This window comes from Ruegeria sp. R14_0 (genome assembly GCF_017743975.1).
Classification (GTDB): Bacteria; Pseudomonadota; Alphaproteobacteria; order Rhodobacterales; family Rhodobacteraceae; genus Ruegeria.
In genome coordinates this window covers 641,023-666,088 of sequence record NZ_JAGHRC010000002.1, presented here as the reverse complement: position 1 = coordinate 666,088, position 25,066 = coordinate 641,023, and the positions used below count along the sequence as shown (strand labels likewise).

The 25,066-nt window shown below is 59.0% G+C and carries 26 protein-coding genes and 1 riboswitch; of the genes, 23 read left to right on the top strand and 3 right to left on the bottom strand.

Features of this window, described 5'->3' with window-relative positions; translation table 11 throughout:
* Positions 1-55 precede the first annotated feature (55 nt).
* From dnaJ to radC, 12 genes are all read left to right on the top strand, one after another.
* Positions 56-1,210, top strand: coding sequence for a molecular chaperone DnaJ (gene dnaJ / locus J7416_RS09350; protein ID WP_209224438.1), 1,155 nt, complete (start codon positions 56-58; stop codon positions 1,208-1,210).
* Positions 1,211-1,341: 131 nt separating this feature from the next.
* Positions 1,342-1,448: riboswitch (TPP riboswitch) on the top strand.
* Positions 1,449-1,493: 45 nt separating this feature from the next.
* A complete protein-coding gene (thiD, locus tag J7416_RS09345; RefSeq protein ID WP_209224437.1) occupies positions 1,494-2,297 on the top strand; it encodes a bifunctional hydroxymethylpyrimidine kinase/phosphomethylpyrimidine kinase in 804 nt (267 codons plus the stop codon).
* Positions 2,294-3,271, top strand: a complete 978-nt coding sequence (locus tag J7416_RS09340; protein WP_209224436.1) for an FAD-dependent oxidoreductase — start codon at positions 2,294-2,296, stop codon at positions 3,269-3,271. The genes thiD and J7416_RS09340 overlap by 4 nt, the downstream gene beginning before the upstream one ends.
* Positions 3,255-3,449, top strand: coding sequence for a sulfur carrier protein ThiS (gene thiS, locus J7416_RS09335; protein ID WP_209224435.1), 195 nt, complete (start codon positions 3,255-3,257; stop codon positions 3,447-3,449). Before J7416_RS09340 ends, thiS begins: the two co-directional genes overlap by 17 nt.
* A 3-nt stretch (positions 3,450-3,452) precedes the next feature.
* Positions 3,453-4,217 carry a thiazole synthase gene (locus J7416_RS09330; protein WP_209224434.1) on the top strand — a complete coding sequence of 255 codons (765 nt, stop codon included), beginning with the start codon at positions 3,453-3,455 and terminating at the stop codon, positions 4,215-4,217.
* Positions 4,214-4,810 carry a thiamine phosphate synthase gene (locus tag J7416_RS09325; protein ID WP_209224433.1) on the top strand — a complete coding sequence of 199 codons (597 nt, stop codon included), beginning with the start codon at positions 4,214-4,216 and terminating at the stop codon, positions 4,808-4,810. The genes J7416_RS09330 and J7416_RS09325 overlap by 4 nt, the downstream gene beginning before the upstream one ends.
* On the top strand, positions 4,807-5,769 hold the full coding sequence (locus J7416_RS09320) for a HesA/MoeB/ThiF family protein (RefSeq protein ID WP_209224432.1): 963 nt from the start codon (positions 4,807-4,809) through the stop codon (positions 5,767-5,769). The genes J7416_RS09325 and J7416_RS09320 overlap by 4 nt, the downstream gene beginning before the upstream one ends.
* 20 nt (positions 5,770-5,789) lie before the next feature.
* Positions 5,790-6,725 carry an ABC transporter substrate-binding protein gene (locus J7416_RS09315; RefSeq protein WP_209224431.1) on the top strand — a complete coding sequence of 312 codons (936 nt, stop codon included), beginning with the start codon at positions 5,790-5,792 and terminating at the stop codon, positions 6,723-6,725.
* Positions 6,722-7,396, top strand: a complete 675-nt coding sequence (gene tenA, locus J7416_RS09310; RefSeq protein ID WP_209224430.1) for a thiaminase II — start codon at positions 6,722-6,724, stop codon at positions 7,394-7,396. The genes J7416_RS09315 and tenA overlap by 4 nt, the downstream gene beginning before the upstream one ends.
* A complete protein-coding gene (locus J7416_RS09305) occupies positions 7,393-8,121 on the top strand; it encodes an ABC transporter ATP-binding protein (RefSeq protein WP_209224429.1) in 729 nt (242 codons plus the stop codon). Before tenA ends, J7416_RS09305 begins: the two co-directional genes overlap by 4 nt.
* Positions 8,118-8,852, top strand: coding sequence for an ABC transporter permease (locus J7416_RS09300; RefSeq protein WP_209224428.1), 735 nt, complete (start codon positions 8,118-8,120; stop codon positions 8,850-8,852). The genes J7416_RS09305 and J7416_RS09300 overlap by 4 nt, the downstream gene beginning before the upstream one ends.
* 35 nt (positions 8,853-8,887) lie before the next feature.
* On the top strand, positions 8,888-9,643 hold the full coding sequence (gene radC, locus J7416_RS09295) for a DNA repair protein RadC (protein WP_209224427.1): 756 nt from the start codon (positions 8,888-8,890) through the stop codon (positions 9,641-9,643).
* Positions 9,644-9,646: 3 nt separating this feature from the next.
* Here radC and J7416_RS09290 read toward each other — a convergent pair whose 3' ends face one another.
* The 3 genes from J7416_RS09290 to secA form a co-directional block, all read right to left on the bottom strand.
* Positions 9,647-11,203 carry a phosphate ABC transporter substrate-binding/OmpA family protein gene (locus tag J7416_RS09290; protein WP_209224426.1) on the bottom strand — a complete coding sequence of 519 codons (1,557 nt, stop codon included), beginning with the start codon at positions 11,201-11,203 and terminating at the stop codon, positions 9,647-9,649.
* A gap of 24 nt (positions 11,204-11,227) precedes the next feature.
* Positions 11,228-12,151 (bottom strand): hypothetical protein, encoded by a 924-nt coding sequence (locus tag J7416_RS09285; protein WP_209224425.1) that lies wholly within the window; start codon positions 12,149-12,151, stop codon positions 11,228-11,230.
* 99 nt (positions 12,152-12,250) lie between these two features.
* Positions 12,251-14,968 (bottom strand): preprotein translocase subunit SecA, encoded by a 2,718-nt coding sequence (gene secA / locus J7416_RS09280; RefSeq protein WP_209224424.1) that lies wholly within the window; start codon positions 14,966-14,968, stop codon positions 12,251-12,253.
* A 176-nt stretch (positions 14,969-15,144) separates the two neighbouring features.
* Here secA and J7416_RS09275 point away from each other — a divergent pair, with 176 nt between their 5' ends.
* The 11 genes from J7416_RS09275 to J7416_RS09225 all read left to right on the top strand — a co-directional run bounded on the left by J7416_RS09275 (position 15,145) and on the right by J7416_RS09225 (position 25,050).
* A complete protein-coding gene (locus J7416_RS09275; protein WP_209224423.1) occupies positions 15,145-15,993 on the top strand; it encodes a peptidylprolyl isomerase in 849 nt (282 codons plus the stop codon).
* A 5-nt stretch (positions 15,994-15,998) separates the two neighbouring features.
* Positions 15,999-17,225, top strand: coding sequence for a bifunctional glutamate N-acetyltransferase/amino-acid acetyltransferase ArgJ (gene argJ, locus J7416_RS09270; protein ID WP_209224422.1), 1,227 nt, complete (start codon positions 15,999-16,001; stop codon positions 17,223-17,225).
* Positions 17,222-17,620, top strand: a complete 399-nt coding sequence (mutT, locus tag J7416_RS09265) for an 8-oxo-dGTP diphosphatase MutT (protein ID WP_209224421.1) — start codon at positions 17,222-17,224, stop codon at positions 17,618-17,620. The genes argJ and mutT overlap by 4 nt, the downstream gene beginning before the upstream one ends.
* 75 nt (positions 17,621-17,695) lie before the next feature.
* A complete protein-coding gene (locus tag J7416_RS09260) occupies positions 17,696-18,091 on the top strand; it encodes a hypothetical protein (protein ID WP_209224420.1) in 396 nt (131 codons plus the stop codon).
* Positions 18,092-18,294: 203 nt separating this feature from the next.
* The gene (locus J7416_RS09255) at positions 18,295-20,268 is read left to right on the top strand and encodes an AMP-binding protein (protein ID WP_247744185.1); all 1,974 of its coding nucleotides are present in this window, start codon (positions 18,295-18,297) and stop codon (positions 20,266-20,268) included.
* Complete coding sequence (locus J7416_RS09250) at positions 20,265-20,528, top strand: hypothetical protein (protein ID WP_209224418.1); 264 nt, start codon at positions 20,265-20,267, stop codon at positions 20,526-20,528. The genes J7416_RS09255 and J7416_RS09250 overlap by 4 nt, the downstream gene beginning before the upstream one ends.
* A complete protein-coding gene (locus tag J7416_RS09245; protein ID WP_170426199.1) occupies positions 20,518-21,336 on the top strand; it encodes an ABC transporter ATP-binding protein in 819 nt (272 codons plus the stop codon). Before J7416_RS09250 ends, J7416_RS09245 begins: the two co-directional genes overlap by 11 nt.
* 29 nt (positions 21,337-21,365) lie before the next feature.
* A complete protein-coding gene (locus J7416_RS09240) occupies positions 21,366-22,352 on the top strand; it encodes a branched-chain amino acid ABC transporter permease (protein WP_170426197.1) in 987 nt (328 codons plus the stop codon).
* Positions 22,353-22,354: 2 nt separating this feature from the next.
* Positions 22,355-22,612 carry a hypothetical protein gene (locus J7416_RS09235; RefSeq protein ID WP_209224417.1) on the top strand — a complete coding sequence of 86 codons (258 nt, stop codon included), beginning with the start codon at positions 22,355-22,357 and terminating at the stop codon, positions 22,610-22,612.
* Between the two features lie 3 nt (positions 22,613-22,615).
* A complete protein-coding gene (locus J7416_RS09230; RefSeq protein ID WP_209224416.1) occupies positions 22,616-23,692 on the top strand; it encodes a branched-chain amino acid ABC transporter permease in 1,077 nt (358 codons plus the stop codon).
* Positions 23,693-23,766: 74 nt separating this feature from the next.
* The gene (locus J7416_RS09225; RefSeq protein ID WP_209224415.1) at positions 23,767-25,050 is read left to right on the top strand and encodes an ABC transporter substrate-binding protein; all 1,284 of its coding nucleotides are present in this window, start codon (positions 23,767-23,769) and stop codon (positions 25,048-25,050) included.
* Positions 25,051-25,066: the final 16 nt, after the last annotated feature.

The following is a 25,066-nucleotide window of genomic DNA, read 5'->3' as shown; positions in this document are numbered from 1 at the left end:
GGGCCGGTCCGCTCGCCGGGCCGGCCTATTTACGTTGAGGCAGAAGGAAGAACTGATGTCAAAACGCGACTACTACGAGGTGCTCGGAGTATCCAAGGGCGCTTCGGCGGACGAGATCAAGAAAGGCTTTCGCAAGAAGGCCAAGGAATTGCATCCCGACCGCAACAAAGACAACCCGGATGCCGAGGCGCAGTTCAAAGAAGCGAACGAAGCCTATGATGTGCTGCGCGATGCCGACAAAAAAGCCGCCTATGACCGGTTTGGTCATGCCGCTTTTGAAAACGGCATGGGCGGCGGTGGCCGTCCTGGTGGCGGTTTTGGCGGTCAGGGCGATTTCTCCAGCGCGTTTTCGGATGTTTTCGACGACCTGTTCGGCGATTTCATGGGCGGGCAACGTGGTGGGGCCGGTGGCGGACGCCGTGCGGCGCGCGGGTCGGACCTGCGCTATAACCTGCGCGTGACGCTTGAGGACGCTTATGCCGGGCTGCAGAAAACAATCAATGTCCCGACCGCGGTGGCCTGTTCGGCCTGCGATGGGACCGGTGCCGAAGGCGGGGTAGAGCCCACAACCTGCCCGACCTGTTCCGGCATGGGCAAGGTGCGCGCGCAGCAGGGTTTCTTTACCGTCGAACGCACCTGTCCGACCTGTTCGGGTCTGGGTCAGATCATCAAGAACCCCTGCAAATCCTGTAACGGCGCAGGTCGCGTTGAAAAAGAGCGCGCGCTGTCCGTCAACATCCCTGCAGGCGTCGAAACCGGCACCCGCATCCGTCTTGCGGGCGAGGGTGAGGCCGGGATGCGCGGTGGCCCTCCGGGCGATCTGTACATCTTCGTCGAAGTCTCGGATCACAGACTGTTCGAGCGCGACAGTGTGAACCTCTATTGCCGGGTTCCGGTCAGCATGGCCAAGGCCGCGCTGGGCGGTTCCATCGAGGTGCCCACCATCGATGGTGGACGTGGTCGTGTGCAAATCCCGGCTGGCAGCCAGTCGGGGCGTCAGATGCGTTTGCGCGGCAAAGGCATGCCTGCCCTGCGCGGTGGCGGCGTGGGGGATATGTTCATCGAACTGGCTGTGGAAACCCCGGTCAACCTGACCAGCCGCCAGAAAGAGCTGCTACGTGAGTTTGACGATCTGGGCGAAGACAACCACCCGGAATCCAAAAGCTTTTTCTCATCCGTCAAATCCTTCTGGGACGGCATGAAGGGCTGAAACGGCCTTATTTGAATACCACGCAAGAGCCGGTCCCGTGGGATCGGCTCTTTGCTTTTCATAAGTCCAGTTTCACCATCAACTGCGCCAAAATTGGCCCTTGATTCCCCGTACATCCCCTGAGATTGTCTGCCCAACCGTTGGGGTGCCCTGTCTATAGGGCTGAGAGGCGCAGCTGCGCTAACCCATCGAACCTGATCCGGGCAATACCGGCGTAGGGAACGGTCTCGCAGTGCACAGACGTTTTTTATGCCCGTTGCCCCTTTTGAACCGGAGCAACGAAATGGCACCCATTGCCTTAACAATTGCAGGATCCGACAGCGGAGGAGGGGCCGGAATTCAAGCCGACCTCAAAGCGATGTCCGCGTTAGGTGTCTACGGGGCCAGCGTGATCACTGCTGTGACGGCGCAAAATACGCGGGCGGTCACCTCTGTTCACGGTATTCCGCTTGATGTCATCGCCGCCCAGATCGAGGCCGTTTTGTCCGATTTGAACGTGCGCGCAATCAAGATCGGTATGTTGGCGACACCAGAGATCATTCACTGCGTGGCCAATAGTATCGCCGCGTTTCAGGGACCTGTTGTTCTGGATCCGGTCATGATCGCCAAATCTGGTGATGCGCTTTTGGCAGAAGAGGCCGTACAGACCTTGCGCGACGTTCTTTTGCCGCGTGCTACCGTATTGACCCCAAACCTGCCCGAAGCCGCCTGTTTGTTGGGGGTTGGACCTGCAGTTGATCGGGAACAGATGATCGCACAAGGCCACGATCTGTGCGCCTTGGGTGCCAATGCTGTCTTAATGAAAGGCGGGCATGGCGAAGGCGAAATTTGCCACGACATTCTGGTTTCAGCCGATGGCGTGATCGGTGCGTACCAGGCCCCGCGCCAACAGACGCGTAACACCCATGGAACCGGCTGCACCTTATCCTCTTCCATTGCGGCTGGATTGGCCAAAGAACTGTCTTTGGACCGCGCTGTTGCCGACGCGCATCGCTATCTTCAGGGCGCAATCACCAAGGCCGATGCCTTGAATATCGGACAGGGTCACGGGCCTGTGCACCACTTTCACCAGGTTTGGCCCGCATGACAGTCTGGTCGATCATAGGGGCAGGTGTGGCTGGTCTGGCCGTCGCATCCGAACTGGTCGCGCGCGGAGCCAAGGTGCAAGTGTTCGATCCAGCCGGCTCGCCGGGCCCGCATGGTTGTTCATGGTGGGCTGGCGGCATGCTGGCCCCCTGGTGCGAGTTTGAAAACGCCGAGGAACCCGTGTTGCGCCTTGGGCAAAGAGCCATCGACTGGTGGTCCTCGCGCACTCAGGTTCACAGGTGCGGAACGCTGGTGGTTGCAAGTCCGCGGGACCTGCCAGACCTACGCCGATTTGCGCGCCGAACGGAGGGGTATTCGGAGGCAAATCGTGATGAAATATGCGAATTAGAGCCTGATTTGTGCTCATGCACCCATGGTCTCTACTTTGGTGCCGAGGCTCATTTGGACCCCCGCAAGGCGCTGCAGGATATGGTCCAACAGCTTCAGGATGACGGGGTCATGTTTCACCAATGCGTGGCGCCAACGCAGTTGGAGAATGCGATTGATTGCCGTGGTTTGCAGGCGCGCGAATACCTGCATGACCTGCGCGGCGTGAAGGGCGAAATGTTGGTGATCCGCTGCCCGGATGTGACCTTGACCCGGCCTGTGCGCCTGCTTCATCCACGGGTGCCGCTTTATATCGTGCCGCGCGGCGATGGCGTCTACATGCTGGGCGCGACGATGATCGAATCCGAGGATAGCAGCCGGATCACGGCGCGTTCGCTACTGGAACTCCTCAGCGCGGCTTATGCGCTGAACCCGGCGTTTGGCGAGGCCGAAGTGCTGGAGATCGGTGTCGATCTGCGCCCTGCCTTTCCCGACAACCTGCCGCGTATTCGGCGGCTGGGGCGAACGATCTTCGCCAATGGCCTTTATCGCCACGGCTACCTTCTGGCGCCTGCGCTGGCGCAGGGCGTGGCCGACTTGGCGTTGCACAACATACACTCGGAGTTGGTCGATGAAGATTGTGCTTAACGGTGAATCGCGCGAGGTGCGTGCCGAAACCCTTTCGGACCTATTGCAAGAGGTCGGGTTCTCGGGCCGCGTCGCCACGGCAGTGAACGAGGATTTTGTCCCCTCTAGCCTGCGCATGTCCCACAAGATCAAAGATGGTGATCGGGTCGAAGTTGTCGCCCCGATGCAAGGGGGCTGAGCGATGAAACAGTTCTATGGCATGCAGTTGCCGAACCCTTTGATGTTGGGAACGGCGCAATATCCCAGCCCGGCGATCTTGGAGCAGGCCTTTCGCGATAGCAGTGCTGGTGTGGCGACAGTTTCACTGCGACGCGAATCCGGCGCGGGTCAGACATTCTGGCAGATGATCCGTGATCTGGGGGTTCTGGTCCTGCCCAACACGGCGGGCTGCCACACCGTGAAAGAGGCCGTGACCACCGCCCATATGGCGCGTGAGGTGTTTGACACCAAGTGGATCAAACTGGAGCTGATCGGCCACACGGACAGCCTGCAGCCCGACGTGTTCCAACTGGTCGAGGCCGCGCGCATCCTGACCGATGACGGGTTTCAGGTCTTTCCTTACACCACCGACGATCTGATCGTGGGGGAACGTCTGCTGGCGGCAGGGTGTGAGGTTCTTATGCCCTGGGGCGCGCCCATCGGGTCAGGTCGGGGGCTGAACAACGAATACGCCCTCCGTGCGATGCGCGCGGAATTCCCGGACGTCCCGCTGGTGATTGACGCAGGAATTGGTCTGCCCAGCCATGCGGCCCGCGCGATGGAACTTGGCTTTGATGCAGTGCTGCTGAACACCGCCGTGGCCCGCGCCGGAGATCCGGCGATGATGGCCAAAGCGATGAAGCTGGCGATTGAGGCCGGGCAACTGGCCCATCAAGCCGACCCGATCGAGGCGCGCGATATGGCCGAACCCTCGACTCCTGTGATTGGAAAGGCGTTTCTGTCATGAGGCTCGACCGGTTTTATCCGATCTTCGACCACTCTGACTGGCTGCGCCGGATGCTGCCTTTGGGTGTGAAGCTGGTGCAGCTTCGGATCAAGGACCAGCCCGGTGCGGTGGTGCGCGAGCAGATTGAGGTATCTCGTGACCTGTGCCGCGAACATGGGGCCGTTCTGGTGGTGAACGACTATTGGCAGGCAGCCATCGACGCAGGGTGCGACTGGATTCATCTGGGGCAGGAAGATCTGGACGACGCCGATCTGGCAGCGATCCGCCACGCGGGCCTGAAACTGGGTGTCTCGACCCACGACGATGATGAGCTTGAGCGCGTGCTGGCCATGGACCCCGACTACGTCGCTTTGGGACCGGTTTACCCGACGATCCTGAAGAAGATGAAATGGGAACAGCAAGGCCTGCCCCGCGTGACCGAATGGAAAGCGCGCGTGGGGGAGATTCCGCTGGTCGGTATCGGCGGGATGAGTGTCGAGCGTGCGCCGGGTGTGTTGCAGGCCGGTGCAGACATAGTCTCCGTCGTGACCGATATCACGCTGAACGCAGATCCCGAGGCGCGGGTGCGCGCGTGGATCGAGGCCACCAGATGAGCCGTTATGCTCGTCAAATCATCCTGCCTGAGGTTGGTGAAGGCGGTCAGGCTCGTCTGTCTGCAGCGCGGGTTCTGGTGGTCGGAGCCGGAGGGCTGGCCGCCCCTGTCCTGCCGCTGCTGGCTGGCGCAGGGATTGGCCAGCTCACCATCATGGACCGCGATGAGGTTGCGCTGTCGAACCTACATAGACAGACGTTGTTCACCGAAGAGGACTGCGGTCGCCCCAAGGCCGCGGTCGCCGCCGAACGATGCATTGCTTTGAACGGCGAAATCTCAATAATCGCCGCGAAACAGGCTCTAACAAGCGAAAATTCTGCCGAGTTTGTCGGGCAGGCCGACATCATCCTCGATTGCGCAGACAGTTATGCGGCAAGCTACACTCTGTCCGATACATGCCATGTCCTGGGCAAACCGCTGATCAGTGCCTCGGTTCTGGGGTTGTCGGGCTATGTTGGTGGCTTCTGCGGTGGTGCGCCGTCTTTGCGGGCCGTGTTTCCGGATGCGCCGGACAGCGGGGCCAGTTGTGCCAGTGCCGGAGTGCTGGGTCCGGTGGTCGCAATGATCGGCGCGATGCAGGCGCAGATGGCGGTAGGGGTGATCCTGGGGCTTGAGCCGTCGCCTTTGGGGCAATTGGCACAATTAGATGCCCGCACCCTGCGCAGCAGCACGTTTCGGTTCGACGACGCGCCAGAGCCTGTTGATCATTTCTCATTCATCTCAGCGAGCCAACTGACTGCGGATGATCTGATCATAGAACTGCGCGACCCGGATGAAGCCCCCCAGCCCATTCATCCAAAAGCCCATCGCCAGGCGCCGGATACCATCGATATAGAGCCTAATAAAAGTCAAAGACTGGCCCTTTGCTGTGCCACAGGTCTGCGAGCCTGGCGTGCTGCGGAAAAACTAAAACCGGATTGGCCGGGCGAGATCGTCCTCGTCGCGGCCTCAACCTCGTGAATGAAAAGGAAACGCGAGACATGAAAAAGCTGATCACAGCGATTGCACTTCTGGCCGCCGCGCCAGCCTGGGCCGAGGACAAGATGACCGTCCTGTTGGACTGGTTCGTCAATCCCGACCACGGCCCCATCATCGTGGCGCAAGAAAAGGGCTATTTTGCCGATGAAGGGCTTGAGATTGAAATCGTGCCCCCGGCCGATCCATCGGCCCCGCCACGTCTGGTTGCCGCCGGCCAAGCCGATCTGGCGGTGTCCTACCAGCCGCAATTGCACCTGCAGATCCACGAGGGTTTGCCGCTAAAACGCGTCGGCACTCTTGTCGCCACACCGTTGAACTGTCTGCTGGTCCTCAAGGATGGTCCGATCAAAACGCTGGGTGATCTGAAGGGCAAGAAGGTCGGTTTCTCTGTCGCCGGTGTAGAAGAGGCCGTGCTGAGCGCCATGCTGAACGCCCATGGCGTCGCGCTGGACGATATCGAGATGATCAACGTCAACTTCTCGCTGTCGCCGTCGCTGATGACCGGTCAGGTGGATGCCGTGATCGGCGCGTTCCGTAACTTTGAGCTGAACCAAATGGATATCGAAGGCGTTGCGGGCCGTTGCTTTTACATCGAGGAAGAAGGCGTGCCGCCATATGATGAGCTGATTTATGTCGCCAACCCCGATACGATGGACGCCGACAAGGTTGCCCGTTTTCTGGCCGCGACCGAGAAGGCGACACAGTTCATCGTCAACAACCCCGAAGAAAGCTGGGAAATCTTCGCTGCGACCTCGCCCGAGCTGCAGGATGAGCTGAACGCGCGCGCATGGGTCGACACGCTGCCCCGCTTTGCGTTGCGCCCGGCAGGTTTCGACGCGGGCCGTTATGCCCGGTTCGAAGCCTTCCTGAAAGACAGCGGTATGATCGACAGCATCAACCCGGTCAGTGCCATCTCGGTCGATGTGACTGCGCCATGAGCGACTATGGCAAAGCCTTCGCGCTGATGCGTGATGCCGCGCAGGGGCCGTGGCGGGACTATACCCGCCACGCCTTTGTCGAAGGGATGAAAGACGGCACCCTGCCGCGAGAGGCGTTTTTGCACTATTTGCGGCAGGATTACGTGTTCCTGATCCACTTTTCCCGCGCCTGGGCGCTGGCGGTTGTGAAATCGGAAACACATGCCGAGATGCTGACCGCAGTTGCGACCGTGAACGCGCTGGTGGCTGAGGAAATGCAGCTGCATATCGGGATCTGCGAAGCCGAAGGGATTTCCAGCCAAGAGCTGTTCGACACACCGGAACGCGCGGAAAACCTGGCCTATACCCGCTTTGTGCTTGAGGCCGGGTATAGCGGCGATTTGCTGGACCTTTTGGCCGCTCTTGCGCCCTGCGTGATGGGCTATGGAGAGATCGGCGCGCGGCTGGCCACCGAGGCGACCTCGGACACTTACCGTGATTGGATCAACACCTATGCGGGTCTGGACTACCAAGAGGCCTGCAACGCGGTTGGCGAACTGCTGAATCAGGCTCTAACAAGGCGTATTGGTCCAAATTATGAGACTTCTCCGCGCTGGCAACGTTTGTGCCAGACCTTCCGAACAGCAACCGAGCTAGAGGTCAATTTCTGGCAAATGGGCCTGACCCCGTGACCCCTACGCCCGACCTGACCATCAACGGGTCCGCCACCATCAACGGCGCGCCATTGTTCGCGCCGCTGACCCTGACCCTTGCGACAGGGGAGTGGACCTGCCTGTTGGGCGGATCGGGTGTTGGCAAAACCACCATTCTGCGCCTGATTGCCGGTCTGGAAACCGGTGCAGTGTTTGACGGAAAAATCACCGCCAGTGACGGGGACTCGGTGCAGGGTCGGGTTGCGTATATGGCGCAGGACGATCTGCTTTTACCGTGGGCCACAGTCGCGCAAAATGTCTGCCTGGGTGCACGGCTGCGCGGGCAAAAGCCCGATCTTGCCCGCAGGGATCGGCTGATCAAACGGATGCGCTTGGAAGACCATATGGGCAAGAAACCAGCCGAGCTTTCCGGCGGGCAGCGCCAACGTGTTGCGCTGGCCCGGACATTGATGGAGGACCGTCCCATCGTGTTGCTGGACGAACCCTTTTCGGCACTGGATGCCCGCACGCGCGCGGATATGCAGGACCTTGCGGCCGAGGCGTTGCACGACCGCACGGTTCTGCTGGTAACCCATGACCCGGCCGAGGCTGCTCGGCTGGGCCAATCCATCGTGGTCATGACGCAGATGGGCGTGACGCCCTGCCAGCCGCCGCGCGCACCAGCCCCGCGCAAGGTTGATGACCTTGAAACGTTGGAAACGCAGGGCGCGCTGCTGCGCCTGTTGCGTGCGGAAGCAGCATGAAGTTGCTCTCTGCGCTTGCTGCCACACTGTTTGCGCTGGCGATCTGGCAGGGGATTGTGTCCCTCACCGGTCTGCCGAAATTCATCCTGCCGGGACCGGCGCTGGTGGCTGAGACATGGTGGCAGAACCGCTGGCTGATCGCAGAACACACATGGGTCACGGCAGTCGAGGTCATTATTGGTCTTGCCTGCGGCACGGCATTGGGGGTGGTCACGGCATTGCAACTGGCCAACTCTCGCGCTGCACGGGTGTTGGTTCAGCCGACGCTCGTTTTCACTCAGGCCCTGCCGGTTTTTGCGCTGGCCCCTTTGCTGACCCTGTGGCTGGGGTACGGCCTGTGGTCCAAGGTCGCGATGGCGGTGCTGATCATCTATTTCCCGATTACATCATCCTTTTTCGACGGTCTGATGCGGACGCCGCCCGGGTATCTGGACCTTGCGCGCACCATGCAGGCCAGCCCGCGCGCGGTGTTGTGGCACATTCGTATTCCCGCCGCCTTGCCATCATTGGCGTCGGGCCTGCGTTTGGCCGCCGTCTATGCGCCGATCGGGGCGGTGATTGGTGAGTGGGTGGGGTCCTCGCAAGGGCTGGGATATCTGATGTTGCTGGCCAATGGGCGGGCAAAGACGGATCTGATGTTTGCAGCGATGCTTACGCTGGGGGTGTTCTCGATCCTGCTGCACCTGATTGTTCGGCGTGCCACGACCCGCATGGCGGGCGAGGCGCGTTAACCATTCAGAAACCGATTCTGCGGCAGGGTGGCCTCATGACACAGGACGCCTTTGCCGAAGCCCCGATGCTGTTTGAAACGGACGAAGCCCCAGTGCAGCCGCTGCCCAAGGGTCGCTTGCCGTCCTACATCAAAGACCACCGTAAACGACTGCGCGAACGGTTCATGTCAGGCGGGTCTGCGGCGATGCCGGACTATGAGCTGTTGGAACTGGTTCTGTTCCGTTCGATTCCGCGGCAGGATGTGAAACCGCTGGCGCGGGCATTGATGGACACCTTTGGCGACTTCAATCGCGTCCTCACCGCGCCCGAGGAACGGTTGCGGCAGATCAAAGGGGTCGGGGACACCGTCATCACCGATCTGAAAATCCTTGAGGCTTGCGCCCATCGCATGGCCCGCGCACGGGTGATGCAGCGGCATGTGATATCAGGTTGGGATGCGCTGCTGGACTACTGCCACACGACCATGGCGCATCGCGAGACCGAGCAGTTCCGCGTGTTTTACCTGGACCGAAAAAACGTACTGATCGCAGACGAAGAACAGGCCAAAGGCACCGTAGATCACGTACCAGTCTATCCGCGCGAGGTTGCCAAACGCGCGTTGGAATTGAACGCCTCGGCCCTGATCCTGGTGCACAACCACCCTTCGGGTGATCCCACGCCCTCGCAATCGGATATCGATATGACGAACCGAATTCAGGATGCTTGCGTCGCGCTGGGCCTGACGCTGCATGATCACCTGATCATCGGTAAATCGAACGAGCTGAGCTTTCGGTCCGAAGGGTATCTATAGGGTTTATTGCACCCAGACTTCGACCCGGCGATTAACCTTTCGGCCCCATTCGGTGTCATCGCATGCCATGGGCATTGCCTCTCCGAAAGCGTCCACCGCAATCTCGATACTGTCGGGAATGGCTGTTTCCACGGCAGCGATGACTGCGTTGCGCACCGTTCTGGCCCGCAGCATCGCAATCCGGGCATTCGCTGACGCCGCGCCGTCCCCATCGCTAAAGCCGACAAAGGTCAGTTTGCGGGCATCGATGGCCCCGGATTCCAGCGCCTGGGCCAGTTGACGGATGTTCGATCGGGATTGCGCGTCGGGGCGTGATGAGCCAGCTTCGAACCTGAACGACAACGACAAGCGGGATTTGGGGCGCAACGTATTGATCATGCGTTGCAACTCTTCCAGCCCAACCTCGGGTCCGCCGGACACCACTGCGTTTGCCAATCGATCGCCTTGCAGGCCAATGCGCATGGTTTCGGGTTCCTGATCCACGAACCCTGCTTTGCGGATCGCCATCTGGGCCTCAGCGCTTTGGGTATAGGCCAGAAACTGCCGCGCGATCCGCGGCAGGCGAATCTCTGGCAAATACAGGAACATAGGAGAGGTCAGCGGATAGTCCTCGGTCTTGATGGACTGCCGAGTTGCAACCAGGGCATGACCGCATCCGCCGCTCAGCGGCAAGGCGCGCGCGGCCCCGACCTCGGCATGGCTGGCGATCCCGATGGCAAAGGGGTCATCGGATACGGCGTGTACCAGATCACTGCTGCGGCTATAGCGCACAACGTCTTGGGCGAGTGTTGCCTGCGCGGGTGCCAGCAGTCGATCCTCGACCCCTTGAGCCAGGCCCGAGCCGGCATCCGGCAAATGCAGCGATACTGGCGCGTCCGGCCCGCCCAGATCAAACCAATTGTCGATTTCCCCGGAAAGAACGCGCACAAGGTCAGCTGGTGAGATCTGCCGGACCGGGTTGTCGCGCGCCACGATTGGGACAAGCGCATCCAGAGCGATGACCCGTGATCGACGCGCCTTTGCCAGATCGCCCAGCCCCGCCGTTTGCGCAGCCTCTTGTTCCGAAGGGCGGATTTCACGTAACGCCATAACGATATCCGCTCGATCAGCGACCAGATCCGTAAAACCGCCGCCCGTATTGCCCGGGCTAAAATAGAACCGGCCTAATGGGGCGTCGCGCCCTGTCTTGTGCAGGTCATAGGCAAAAGCACCGGCACCCAAAGGCTGTGGTGTCGCTGACAGACCCTCTTGCTGAGCAAAGCCGACAATGAGCGCCGGCAGGACCTTTTCTGCCATGACCGACGAGCCGGAAAACCGAACTTCTGCCACAAAATCGGTAAGGCTGGGGCAGGCGGGCCCCTCGCAGGTGACGCCCGATCCATCTACGGTCAGTTCGCCGAATTGCGTCTCTACGCGGTAAAACTCGCCATCAAAGCTTAGTAGGTTGCCGGTGATCTCGACCTTGCCGTCCTGCGAGGTCAGGGTAATGTCCTGCGCAAAGGCCTGTGATGCCAGAATTGCCGAAATCAGTGTAGCCGCTGCCACACGAAGAAATGTCATAAGAAAGCCGAGCCTGCCTGCGGTTTAGTTTGCCGCGATTGTCAGGTCTTGGAGCAAATTATTCAACACCAGAAACTCACCGGTCTGTGTGCAATCCGGCATGGTCAGCGTCAAATCGCGTGACCGCAGGCGGCGATCCTCGCGTAGTTCCAGCGATTGCACGGCCAAATCCCGGCCGCAATTGGCGTCGGTCACCTCGGCTTCGACGGTTAACTCGATTGCGCCCGATTGACCGCCTTGGGATGCCGAGACCGAATAAACTTCGATATTCTGCGCGTCTCCGAAACCTGACTGGCCCAGATGCACGACTTCACCCGCCCCGTCTGTGTCCGTATCGGCCGAGACGTGGCCCGCGCTGCCATAGCTGGCCCCAAATTCCAGCGCATGGATTTGCAGGTCTGTGTCCCCCTGCCATTGCAAAGCGATGCGAGTGTAATCGGCGATATCCGGGATGTGAGTGGTGGCAACGGTCCCGGTTTGATCGTCGACTGAGATCAGAAAAATGGCATATTCCGACAGGGCCGGGATCGTCAGATCCAAACGGCCGTTCCGATCCGTTTTTTGAGTGACTTTCAACCCGCTGTGATGGACCTCAATCCGTTCATTGCCGTGACAAGGGGCTTTAACGATCAGACGGGCAGATGCGCCGGGTGCGGCGTGTGCACGTGCGCTCAGCGCGCATTTCGAGGGGGCAGAGGGTGTCGACCGGCTGGGTTGCAGAGCGCGTTGCACGGGGCGCGCGCCGGGTGTCGCATCCAAGTCCGGAGATGAGGAGGTCAGTACAACATCCTGCAGACCCGCGATAAGCGAAGACTGGTTGGCAACCACGTCTGACTGCACCTGCGCTTCTTCCGAATGCGCGGGCCATCCATTTTGCATCAGGTAACCAATGGCCAGGGCGCAAGCCACAGTGCCGCCAGTGGTCACGTAATTCTTTATTACGAACAAATCACCCTCCCCAGTTGAAGGAGCGAGTCGCAATGTGATGCTGAATCACGGCCAATATGTGGCCGTGAGGCGGACTCATTGTGTCGGGTAAGGGTGACCTTAGGTCAGCCGACCATGGCAATGTTTGAACTTTTTGCCAGACCCGCAGGGGCAGAGATCGTTGCGCGACGGGTTGCCCCAGGTCGAAGGATCATCTTCGACAAAGCCGGGGCGCGCATCGCCCGAAGCCTTTGCTTCGGCCACGGCTTCGGCCCGATCTGCGGCCTTATCGACCGCCTGTTGTGCCTGTGCCTGCTGTGCCTGCATTTGCGCCAGCATCTCGCGCTGCTCTTCGTCGGTCAGGGGGCGGACGCGCGACAATTGCTGTGTCACGGTTTCGCGCAAAGAATCCAGCATGCCTTCGAACAGCTGGAAGCTTTCGTTCTTGTATTCGTTCAACGGGTCGCGCTGGGCGTAGCCGCGGAACCCAACGACCGAGCGCAGGTGTTCCAGCGTCAGCAGGTGCTCGCGCCATTTGCTGTCGATGGTCTGCAGCAGAACCTGCTTTTCGATATTGCGCATGTTCTCGGGGCCGAAAGCGGCAGCCTTCTGCGCCATCATCTCGTCTGCGGCGTTTATTAGACGCTCGCGGACTTGTTCGTCATCCACGCCTTCCTCGGCGGCCCAGTCCTGAACCGGTGCATCGATGGTCAGCTTGTCCTTGACCGCCTCATGCAAGCCGTCGGTGTCCCACTGGTCGGCGTAGGATTTCGGCGGCATATATTCGTCGATCAGGTCGTCGATCACCTGTTCGCGCATATCAGACACGACCTCGGACAGGTCATCTGAGGACATGATCTCGCGCCGCTGGCTGAAGACAACTTTCCGCTGGTCATTCATTACGTCGTCGAATTTCAGAACGTTCTTCCGCATGTCGAAGTTACGGCCTTCGACCTTGGACTGCGCGCGTTCCAGCGACTTGTTCACCCAGGGGTGCACGATCGCCTCGCCTTCTTGCATGCCCAGCGTGGTCAGAACCTTGTCCAGACGTTCCGAGCCAAAGATACGCATAAGGTCGTCTTCGAGGCTCAGGTAGAACACAGTACGGCCCGGGTCACCCTGACGACCCGAACGACCGCGCAGCTGATTGTCGATGCGGCGGCTTTCGTGGCGTTCAGACGCCATCACATACAGGCCACCGGCAGCCAGAACCTTTTCTTTTTCTTCTGCGTGGCGGGCTTCTTCCGCGGCGCGCAGCTCGGCCGGATCGGCCTCGGGGTTTTCGGCCAGCGCCTGCAGCACCTTCATCTCGACATTGCCGCCCAGCTGAATATCGGTGCCGCGGCCTGCCATGTTGGTGGCGATGGTCACCGCGCCCAGACGTCCTGCATCAGCAACGATCTGTGCTTCCTGTTCGTGCTGACGGGCGTTCAGAACATTGTGTTCGATGCCCTCTTTTTTGAGCATCTGGCTCAGCAGTTCGGATTTCTCGATGGACGTCGTGCCAAGCAGAACCGGCTGGCCCTTTTCCTGCGCTTCTTTGGTCTGCTCGATCATCGCGCCGTATTTTTCACCAGCTGTACGATAGACCTGATCGTCTTCGTCCAGACGGGCGATCGGCTTATTGGTCGGAACTTCGACCACGCCCAGACCATAGATTTCCGCAAATTCCTCGGCCTCGGTCAGCGCGGTACCCGTCATACCGCCCAGCTTGTCATAGAGGCGGAAATAGTTCTGGAAGGTCACACTGGCCAGCGTCACGTTCTCGGGCTGGATTTGTACGCCTTCTTTGGCTTCGATCGCCTGATGCAGACCTTCAGACAAACGGCGGCCCGGCATCATCCGGCCGGTGAATTCGTCGATCAGAACCACGTTGCCGTCACGGACAATATAGTCCTTGTCGCGGGTGAACAATTTATGCGCGCGCAGGCCCTGGTTCACGTGGTGAACGACCGTTGTGCTTTCGGGATCATACAGCGAATGGCCCTCGGGGATCAGACCGGCTGCGATCAGTTGCTGCTCAAGAAACTCGTTGCCTTCGTCGGTGAAGGTCACGTTTCGGGATTTCTCGTCCAGTGTGAAGTGATCGTCGCTCAGAGACGGGATCAGGCCATCAATGGCGGTGTACAGGTCCGAACGGTCCTGCGACGGCCCCGAGATGATCAGCGGTGTCCGCGCCTCGTCGATCAGGATCGAGTCCACCTCGTCCACAATCGCAAAATTGTGGTGCTTCTGGTAAACCTGTTCCAGATCCGCCTTCATGTTGTCGCGCAGATAATCGAAACCCAGCTCGTTATTCGTGGCATAGGTGATGTCGCTCTTGTAAGCGGCCATCTTTTCGTCGTCGGGTTGACCGGACCAGATCACGCCGGTGGTCATGCCAAGGGCTGCGAACACCTTGCCCATCCATTCTGAGTCACGCTTGGCCAGATATTCGTTCACGGTGACGACGTGCACGCCCTTACCGGTCAGCGCGTTCAGATAGGCCGGAAAGGTCGCGACCAGCGTCTTGCCCTCACCCGTTTTCATTTCCGAGATGTTGCCCTGATGCAGGAATGTACCGCCCATCAGCTGTACGTCAAAGGCGCGCAGACCCAGCGCACGTTTCGCGCCTTCGCGGACGTTGGCAAAGGCTTCGGGCAGCAGATCATCCAGGCTTTCACCATCCAACGCGCGTTTGCGCAGCTCTTCGGTCTTTTCCTTCAGACCGTCATCCGACAGTTTCTCGAACTCGGGCTCCAGCGCGTTGATCTTTTCGATCAGGGGGCGGGTCGCCTTGATCTTGCGGTCGTTCGGTGTTCCGAACACCTTTTTGGCGAGCGTTCCGAGTCCCAGCATGTTCACTCCAGCGGATCTGTTCTTGTCTTGGTTGCGACAGGCTTGCCCACCTTGCGCGCAACCCATAGATACGGGGGGTGAAAGGCGGCCCTGTCCAAGGCTTCAAAGCGATGTAAGCGGCAGGTTCCAGAGTGTCAACGCCGCGCCCTGTCGCGGCAAGAAAATAGGATGATTCCATGCCCAAAGGCCTCACTTTTTTGCCATCGCTGGCTCTGGTTGCCGTGATGGCGCTGCCGCTGGCCGCCGAAACCAAGCCAGATGCGGACACTGTTGTCGCCAAAGTGAACGGTGACACGATCACGTTGGGTCACGTGATCGCTGCTGTGGCTGCTTTGCCGCCAAACTATGCCGATATCGAAGATGATGTTCTGTATGAATTCATCATCGAGCAGCTGATTCAGCAGCAATTGCTGGCCCAGCAGCAAGAGTCGCTGAGCAAACTGAACCAGCTGGGGCTTGAGAACGAAGGCCGGTCAATGCAGGCGGTGCAGACAGTGAATACGCTGCTTGACGGTGCCCTGACCGATGAGGCGATCCAAGCCGCCTACGACGCAGAGTTCGGTGATTTCCAGGGTGAGGATGAGTACAACGCCAGCCACATTCTGGTTGAGACCGAGGACGCGGCCAAGGACATCAAATCACAGCTGGATGATGGGGCTGATTTTGCTGAAATGGCCAAGGAAAAGTCCACTGGTCCCTCCGGCCCCAATGGCGGGTCGCTGGGATGGTTCGGCAAGGGCCGCATGGTGCCTGAATTCGAAACCGCTGTGGTTGGGCTGGACAAAGGCCAGATCTCGGACCCGGTTCAGACTCAGTTTGGCTGGCACGTGATCATCCTGAATGACACCCGCAAGTCCGAAGCTCCGACGCTGGACTCTGTGCGGGATCAACTGGCCCAAACCATTCAACAAGAAGCCATTCAGGCCAAAATCGACGAACTGACCCAGACGGCACAAATCGAACGCCCGGCGCTGGATGGTACCGGTCCTGAGGTCATTCGCCAGATCGACCTGATTCAGGAGTAAGCCCCGTGGCCACGATCACCAAGGTTTCGCCGCTCGCGCCAGCGGGCTTTCCCGATCTGCCTGCCATTGACGGTGTGCGTTTTGCCACCGTTGCGGCAGGTGTCCGCTATCAGGGCCGAACAGATGTGATGCTGGCGGTACTTGATCCAGGCACATCAGTGGCCGGGGTGTTCACACGCTCGGCCACCCGCGCGGCCCCGGTTCTGGATTGTCAGGACAAGATCGGCGGTCCCAGCGATGGACCGGCGGCGATTCTTGTGAACTCGGGCAACGCCAACGCCTTTACCGGCCACTACGGTCAGACCTCGGTGGCCGAGGTGACGCAAGCGGTGTCGACGGCAACGGGTGTTCCGGTGGAACGGGTCTTTACCTCGTCCACCGGTGTGATCGGCGAGCCGCTGCCCCACGATCGGATCGTGGCACAGCTTGAAACGCTCAAGGCAGGCCTAAGCCGCCACGCCATCGAGGATGCTGCGCGGGCGATCATGACCACCGACACCTTCCCGAAAGGGTCCAGCGCGCAGGTCGAGATCGACGGAAAAACAGTCTCTATTGCGGGGATTGCCAAAGGATCGGGTATGATTGCGCCGGATATGGCGACGATGCTGGTTTACATCTTCACCGATGCGGTGGTCGAGCAATCGGCGCTGCAGGCCATGCTTGGCGCACAGACGGATCGCACGTTCAACTGCATCACGGTGGACAGCGACACATCGACTTCGGACTGCCTTTTGTTATGCGCAACCGGTGCGTCGGGCGTGGATGCCACGGGCAACGCTGCCTTTGCCGAGGCGCTGGAAAGTGTGATGCTGGACCTCGCGCAGCAAGTGGTGCGCGACGGGGAAGGTGCGACGAAGTTCGTGGAAATCCGTGTGACGGGTGCGGCCTCGGACGCAGATGCCAAGGTGCATGGGTTGGCGATTGCAAACTCACCGCTGGTGAAAACTGCGATTGCGGGTGAGGACCCCAACTGGGGGCGCATCGTGATGGCCATCGGTAAGTCCGGTGCCGCGGCAGATCGCGACCTGCTGAGCATTTCCTTCGGAGACATTTTGGTCGCCGAAAAAGGCTGGGTCAGCCCGGGTTACAGCGAGGATGCCGCCGCCGAATACATGAAAGGTCAGGATTTGGTGATCGCGGTCGATCTGGGTTTGGGTAAGGGTCAATCCACCGTTTGGACCTGCGATCTGACCCACGGGTATATCGAGATCAACGCGGATTATCGTTCATGAAAACCGTACTAGTGTCTGCCGTGGCCCTGATCGACATCGAGGGCCGCGTCCTGCTGGCCCAACGGCCCGAGGGCAAATCCATGGCCGGGTTGTGGGAATTCCCCGGCGGCAAGATCGAAACTGGCGAAACTCCTGAGGCCGCCCTGATCCGCGAATTGCATGAGGAACTGGGTATCGACACCTGGGCCTCCTGCCTCGCGCCGCTGACTTTTGCCAGCCACAGCTATGACGATTTCCACCTGCTGATGCCTCTGTTTGCCTGCCGTAAGTGGGAGGGTATCCCGCAGTCGAAAGAGGGTCAGGCGTTGAAGTGGGTGCGTGCGAATGATCTGAGGAACTACCCAATGCCAGAAGCGGATGTGCCGCTGATCCCGATTTTGCGGGATTGGTTGTGAATGTTGAGCGTATAGCTGGCCCTTTGTAGCGTTCGCCGAATACACGGATCGGGCGCATTGCAGAGCTCTGTTGGCATGTCTAAAATAGATTTTTCCCGAATAACTGTCTCTGAACGCAGCAAAATCGCGAAGCGGTCGGGTCGCAATATCGGTTCTGAGATCACCCTTGTTCTTTCTGCTGGTTTTGCCGCGCTGATGGTCGTCCTGTTTTGGTTTGGTGACCTTACATTCCTACCCTTGGCCGAATTTTTGCAGATACGCCCTACGATTGCCTGGGTGTTGTTGGCGGCGCTGTTGGCTGTTGCCATCGCTGCAATCCATGGCCTGATCGGATCGAGAAGGATCGCTTTTGCTCGACAACTTGAGTTTGAGTTAAGCCAGTTCGACGAGGCCAGAAAGAACCAAGAGCGTGATATGAAAATCACAATGATGAGAAAGGCTGAACAAGGACTTTCCAAGAAAGACCTTTGAAAGACAAATTTGTTCTTCATTTTGCTCAAAACGAAACATCCCTCCTTCACCCCTGTTACAATTCGTAAGAATTGAGAAAACATCAGGCAAAACTTGACGCTGATCGTGCAAGCGTCCCTTAATCGGGGCGTTGGCGTCCGGGGTTGATCCTCGGGTCCGCCGTTTCCGGCCCGGGGAGGGGTCGGATGGGGAGGAGAGAAAGATTGGCTCAGACGCAGTCGGGCGCCGAAGGGTTGCAGTCCCTTCCGGCGCTTCTACAACGCAATGCGACGCAATTCGGAGATGCTCCGGCGTATCGCGAGAAGGAATTCGGAATCTGGCAATGCTGGACCTGGGCTGAAACAGCCAAAGAAGTCCGTGCGATTGCCCTGGGGTTTCTGGAACTGGGCGTCGAACAAGGCGACCACATCGCCGTCATAGGTCGCAACCGTCCGGCGCACTATTGGTCGATGGTGGCCGCGCAGATGGTGGGTGCGGTTCCGGTTCCCCTGTATCAGGACTCGGTTGCCGAAGAGATGGCCTATGTTCTGGAACATTGCGGCGCGAAATATGTGGTCTGCGGCGATCAGGAGCAGGTCGACAAGGTCATCGAGATTCAGGAAAATCTGCATCAGGTCAAACACATCCTTTATACCGACAAGCGGGGGATGCGGAAATACGACCATAGCCAGATGAACGCGCTGGATGACATTATGGCCGAGGGCAGCGCGGGCCACGCGCGGTTTGATGCCGAACTGGACAAGCGCATCGCAGCGATCACCTACGACGACACCTGCGTGATGCTTTATACAAGCGGAACGACTGGCAAGCCCAAGGGCGTGGTGCTGTCGAACCGCAACGTGATCGAAAGCGCGAAGAACTCGGCTGAGTTCGACCACCTGACCCGGGACGAGGATATTCTGTCCTATTTGCCGATGGCTTGGGTAGGTGATTTCATCTTTTCCATCGGTCAGGCCTATTGGTGCGGCTTCTGCGTGAACTGCCCGGAAAGCGCCGACACGATGATGACCGACCTGCGCGAGATCGGGCCGACTTATTTCTTCGCCCCGCCGCGTGTTTTCGAGACGCAGCTGACCAATGTGATGATCCGGATGGAAGACGCGGGCAAGCTGAAGCAGCGTATGTTCCATCACTTCATGGCGCACGCCAAGAAGGTTGGCGGCTTGCTGCTGGATGGTAAGCCTGTCGGTTTCAGCGACCGGATGAAATATGCGCTGGGCAATATGCTGGTATACGGCCCGCTGAAAGATACGCTGGGCTATGGCCGCTTCCGCGTGGGCTACACGGCAGGTGAAGCGATCGGACCGGAGATTTTCGATTTCTACCGCTCGCTTGGTATCAACCTAAAGCAGCTTTACGGCCAGACCGAGGCGACTGTGTTTATCACCGTGCAGCCGGATGGCGAGGTGCGCGCGGATACCGTAGGCGTGCCGGCACCGAATGTGGAGCTGAAGATCGACGACAATGGAGAGATCCATTACCGATCACCGGGTGTGTTCGTCGAATACTTCAACAACCCGGATTCCACCGCATCGACCAAGGATGCAGAAGGTTGGGTTGCGACCGGCGATGCCGGGTTCATCGAAGAGGGCTCGGGCCATTTACGGATCATCGACCGCGCCAAGGATGTGGGCAAAATGGCTGACGGGTCGATGTTCGCGCCGAAATATGTCGAGAACAAGCTGAAGTTTTATCCGGATATTCTTGAGGTCGTGCTGTTCGGAAACGGCAAGGATCGTTGTGTGGCCTTCATCAATATCGACCTGACGGCAGTTGGGAATTGGGCCGAACGCAACAACGTGGCGTATGCATCCTATCAAGAACTGGCAGGTCATCCCCGCGTGTTAGAGACGATCAAGGCCCATGTGGAAGAGGTGAACAAGTCCGTGGCGGCAGACGAGATGCTGTCGGGGTGCCAGGTTCATCGCTTTGTTGTGCTGCACAAGGAACTGGACGCGGATGATGGCGAGATGACCCGGACCCGAAAGGTTCGCCGCCGCTTTGTCGAAGAGAAGTTCCAGGACATCATCGACGCGCTTTATGACGGCTCCCAAACGGTCTCGACCACCACCGAAGTGACTTATGAGGATGGGCGCAAGGGTTCGATCTCGGCCACGCTTGAGATCGTCGATGCGCCGGTTGTGCCGGTTGCGCAGCACAAGGTTGCGGCGGAATGAGTTTCATTTTGCCAATATTGATCGTTGCGTTGTCGATGGGCATTGGCGCTGGAGCAGTCGTCTATTTTTCAGAGCGAGTTTCAGGCACCCTTTCCTATGTTGTCAGCGTTGCTATTGGCGGGGTCGTCGGCTTTATGTGCGCCGTTGCTTATCCTGCGAAGGCTTTCGATGGCGGTGCTATCTATGGGTATCTCGGCGCGGGTGTTCTCAGCTGCCTTTTTCTGAATCGTGTTGTGAAGTGGGCGAATGATGCTGGATAATTCCGAAGGTTATGTCACCGAGGACGGCCGCAAAATCGGCGGCGTGGTGATGGAGATGAAGAACATCACCCTGCGCTTTGGTGGTGTGGTGGCGATCAAGGATATCTCGTTCGATATTCGCGAAGGTGAGATTCGGGCGATCATCGGGCCGAACGGGGCCGGTAAATCCTCGATGCTGAACGTGATTTCCGGGTTTTATGTCCCGCAAGAAGGCGAGGTTTGGTTTCATGGCGCAAAGCGCCCGCCGATGCGCCCCTATGAGGTTGCGCGGCAGGGCATTGCCCGGACGTTCCAGAACATCGCCTTGTTCGAAGGCATGAGCGTTTTGGACAACGTGATGACTGGTCGGTTGAACTATATGAAAACAAACATTTTTCAGCAGGCCTTTTGGAAGGGCAAAGCCGAGGCTGAAGAGGTTGAAAACCGCGAGGCGGTCGAGAAGATCATCGATTTCCTTGAAATCCAGCACATCCGCAAGACGCCGGTGTCCCGCCTGCCGTATGGCCTGAAGAAACGCGTCGAACTGGCGCGCGCGCTGGCGGCCGAGCCCAAGCTGCTGCTGCTGGATGAACCGATGGCAGGCATGAACGTCGAAGAGAAAGAGGATATGAGCCGCTTTATCCTCGACGTGAATGACGAATTCGGCACCACGATTGCCCTGATCGAACACGACATGGGCGTTGTGATGGACCTGAGCGACCGCGTGGTCGTGATGGATTATGGCCGCAAGATCGGCGACGGCACCCCGGACGAGGTGCGCAACAATCAGGAAGTCATCGATGCCTATCTGGGGGTGAGCCATGACTGACCATCTGACAGACATGAGAGGGGGCACACATGCCTGAACAACTCGTTTTTGCGATGGAGGTTATCCTCAACGGTCTGATGGCCGGGGTTCTCTATGCGCTGGTGGCTCTGGGCTTTGTGCTGATCTACAAGGCTTCGGGAATTTTCAATTATGCCCAGGGGGTTATGGCGTTGTTCGCGGCGATGACGCTGGTGGGGATCATGAATGGTCAGGTGCCGTTCTCGCATCTGATCAACGCGATATTCGGGACGCATATCCACTACTTTGGCTGGAACGTCCCGGCCATTGTGGCGATCCTCCTGACGATGGCGGTGATGGTGCTGCTGGCCTGGGCCGTGCAGCGGTTCGTCATGCGTCATCTGGTCGGGCAAGAGCCGATCATTCTGTTCATGGCGACCATCGGTCTGGCCTATTTCCTTGAAGGCGTGGCAGACCTGATGTGGGGGTCCGAGATCAAGACGCTGGATGTGGGTCTGCCGCAGGGCATCAACCTTTGGATTGATGAAAGCACGTTCAACATCTTTGGCTACGGCTTCTTCATCGACAATCTGGACATCGTGGCGACAATCATCGCTGCCCTGCTGGTGGCCGCGCTGGTCGCGTTCAGCCAGTACACCAAACAAGGCCGCGCGATGCGGGCCGTGGCGGATGATCACCAGGCGGCGCTGTCGGTTGGTATCTCTCTGAACTTCATCTGGATCATGGTGTGGTCGGTCGCAGGGTTTGTGGCACTGGTCGCGGGGATCATGTGGGGAACCAAGTCGGGCGTGCAGTTTTCACTGTCGCTGATCGCGCTCAAAGCGCTGCCGGTGCTGATGCTGGGCGGGTTCACCTCGATCCCCGGAGCGATCGTGGGTGGCCTGATCATCGGCGTGGGCGAAAAACTGTTCGAATTCGCCATTGGCCCGCTGGTCGGCGGCGCGACCGAGAACTGGTTCGCCTATGTGCTGGCGCTGATCTTCCTCGTGTTCCGACCGCAAGGTCTGTTCGGTGAGAAGATCATCGAGAGGGTGTAGCGATGCAAAAGCTGATCGCCATCATCAACGTCATCTCGTGGGCCGGGTTCTGGGCTTTTGGGTATATCGCCCTGACTTCGGACGATCTGAGCCCAAGCCAGCTGACGATCGCCGCGATCCTGGCCTTTGCCGGATTGGTCATGGGCATTCTGGCCTACCTGAAACTCGTGCGCGCCTCAGAGGCGAGCGGATATGCCAAAGGGTCCAATCAACTGGACGCCGCAGCCCGGAACCGGGCGCAGGAAGAATGGGGAAAGTAAGACATGTTCTATCGTGAGGCCGGAGACTTCAAAGTCTCTTACGTGGATGACAGCCAGACTTTCCCGATCAAGTTCGACCGGTATCGCTATTACGTGGTTCTGGCAGTTGCGTTTGGGATCATTCCCTTCATCATCAATGACTACTGGGCCAACGCGCTGTTGTTGCCGTTCCTGATCTACGCGATTGCCGCGATCGGTTTGAACATCCTTGTTGGCTATTGCGGGCAGGTCTCGCTGGGCACCGGGGGCTTCATGGCTGTGGGGGCTTATGCCTGTTACAAGCTGATGACGGCCTTTCCCGATGTCAGCATGTTCATCCATGTCCTTCTTGCCGGAGGCATCACCGCAATTGTCGGAGTGCTGTTTGGTCTGCCGAGCCTGCGGATCAAAGGCTTCTATCTGGCGGTTGCCACACTGGCGGCGCAGTTCTTTCTGGTCTGGCTGTTTAATCGGGTTCCGTGGTTCTATAACTACTCGGCCTCGGGTCAGATCAACGCCCCCGAGCGTGACGTGTTCGGCATCATCATTACCGGTCCCAACGCCTCGGCCTCGGCCACCTATCTGTTCTGCCTGATCTTCCTGACCATCAGCGCCATCATTGCCCGCAACCTGACACGTGGCACCACCGGGCGCACCTGGATGGCGATCCGCGATATGGACATCGCGGCCGAGATTATCGGGGTGAACCCGCTGAAGGCCAAGATGAGCGCCTTTGCCATTAGCTCATTCTTCATCGGCATCGCTGGCGCGCTGTTCTTTGCAGTCTACCTTGGTGCGGTCGAAGTTGGCGAAGTGTTCGGAATTCAGAAATCATTCCTGGTGCTGTTCATGATCATTATCGGCGGATTAGGGTCTATTTTTGGGTCCTTTGCAGGCGCGGCGTTCCTTGTTTTGCTGCCGGTGGTCCTGAAAGTTGTCGGCGTCGATGTCCTGGGCTGGCCCACCGATATCGTGGCACACCTGCAACTGGTGATCGTCGGCGCGCTGATCATCATGTTCCTGATCCTGGAACCACATGGTCTGGCGCAGCTGTGGCGCGTGGCGAAAGAGAAACTCAGACTCTGGCCGTTCCCCCACTAGGGGTAGGCCCAATCATAAGACGGGCGGCGCAAGCCCGAACCCAACATCGGACTAACCAAGGGAGGAGACACCCGATGAACAAGACACTGGCAACCATGGCGCTGAGCGCCCTGATGGCCGCAGGGCCGGCGATGGCGGATCTGGTGATCCCGGATCTCAGCTATCGGACCGGACCATATGCTGCGGGCGGTATCCCGTTTTCGGACGGATACAACGACTATTTCACCCTGCTGAACGAACGCGACGGCGGCGTTGGCGGCGAACCGATCCGCGTTGTGTCCTGCGAAACCGGATACAATACGGAAAAAGGTGTTGAGTGCTATGAGTCCACCAAGGGCGAAGGCGCTCTGGTGTATCAGCCTCTGTCCACCGGTATCACCTATCAGCTGATCCCCAAAGTGACCGCGGACAACATCCCGCTGCACACGATGGGCTATGGCCGTACCTCGGCGGCAAATGGCACGGTGTTCAGCCACGTATTCAACTACCCGGCGAACTACTGGAACGGCGCCTCGGGCGCGATCAACTATCTGCTCGAGCAGAATGGCGGCGACTTGAGCGGCAAGAAAATCGCGCTGGTCTATCACAACTCTGCCTACGGCAAAGAGCCGATCCGCACCCTGGAAACCCTGGCCGAGAAGTATGGGTATGAGCTGGCATTGCTGCCGGTGGATCACCCGGGACAGGAACAAAAGTCCCAGTGGCTGCAGATCCGCCGCGACAAGCCTGACTATGTGATCATGTGGGGCTGGGGCGTCATGAACCAGGTCGCCGTGCAAGAAGCTGCAAACATCCGGTTCCCGATGGAAAACTTCATCGGTGTCTGGTGGTCCGGTGCCGAATTTGACGTCGAACCTGCTGGCGAAAAGGCCAATGGATACAAGGCTCTGACCTTCACCGGCCTGGGCAAGGACTATCCGGTCTATGGCGATCTGCAGACCTTTGTTGTCGATGCAGGCAAAGCTGCGGGTGCCGGGGATCAGTTGGGCACGGTGCAGTACAACCGGGGCCTTTATGCCGCGATGCTGGCTGCCGAGGCGATCAAGACGGCACAAGAGATCCACGGTGTCGCCGACATCACCCCTGCGATGATGCGGGACGGTATGGAAGCTCTGGAAATGACCAACGCAAAAATGGATGCGCTTGGTATGGGCGGCTTTGGCCCCGAGTTCACGGTCACCTGTGAAAACCACGGTGGCCCAGGTTTGGTTGGTGTCGTCCAGTGGGATGCGTCGGCCAAGACTTGGAACACGGTTCAGGACTTTAAGCCGACCGATGCCGAAGTGATCGGTGCCCTGATCGCCGAGGACTCGGCTGCATACGCGGCAGAAAACAACATCGAAACGCGCTGCAACTAAGGCGCTTTGACTTTCG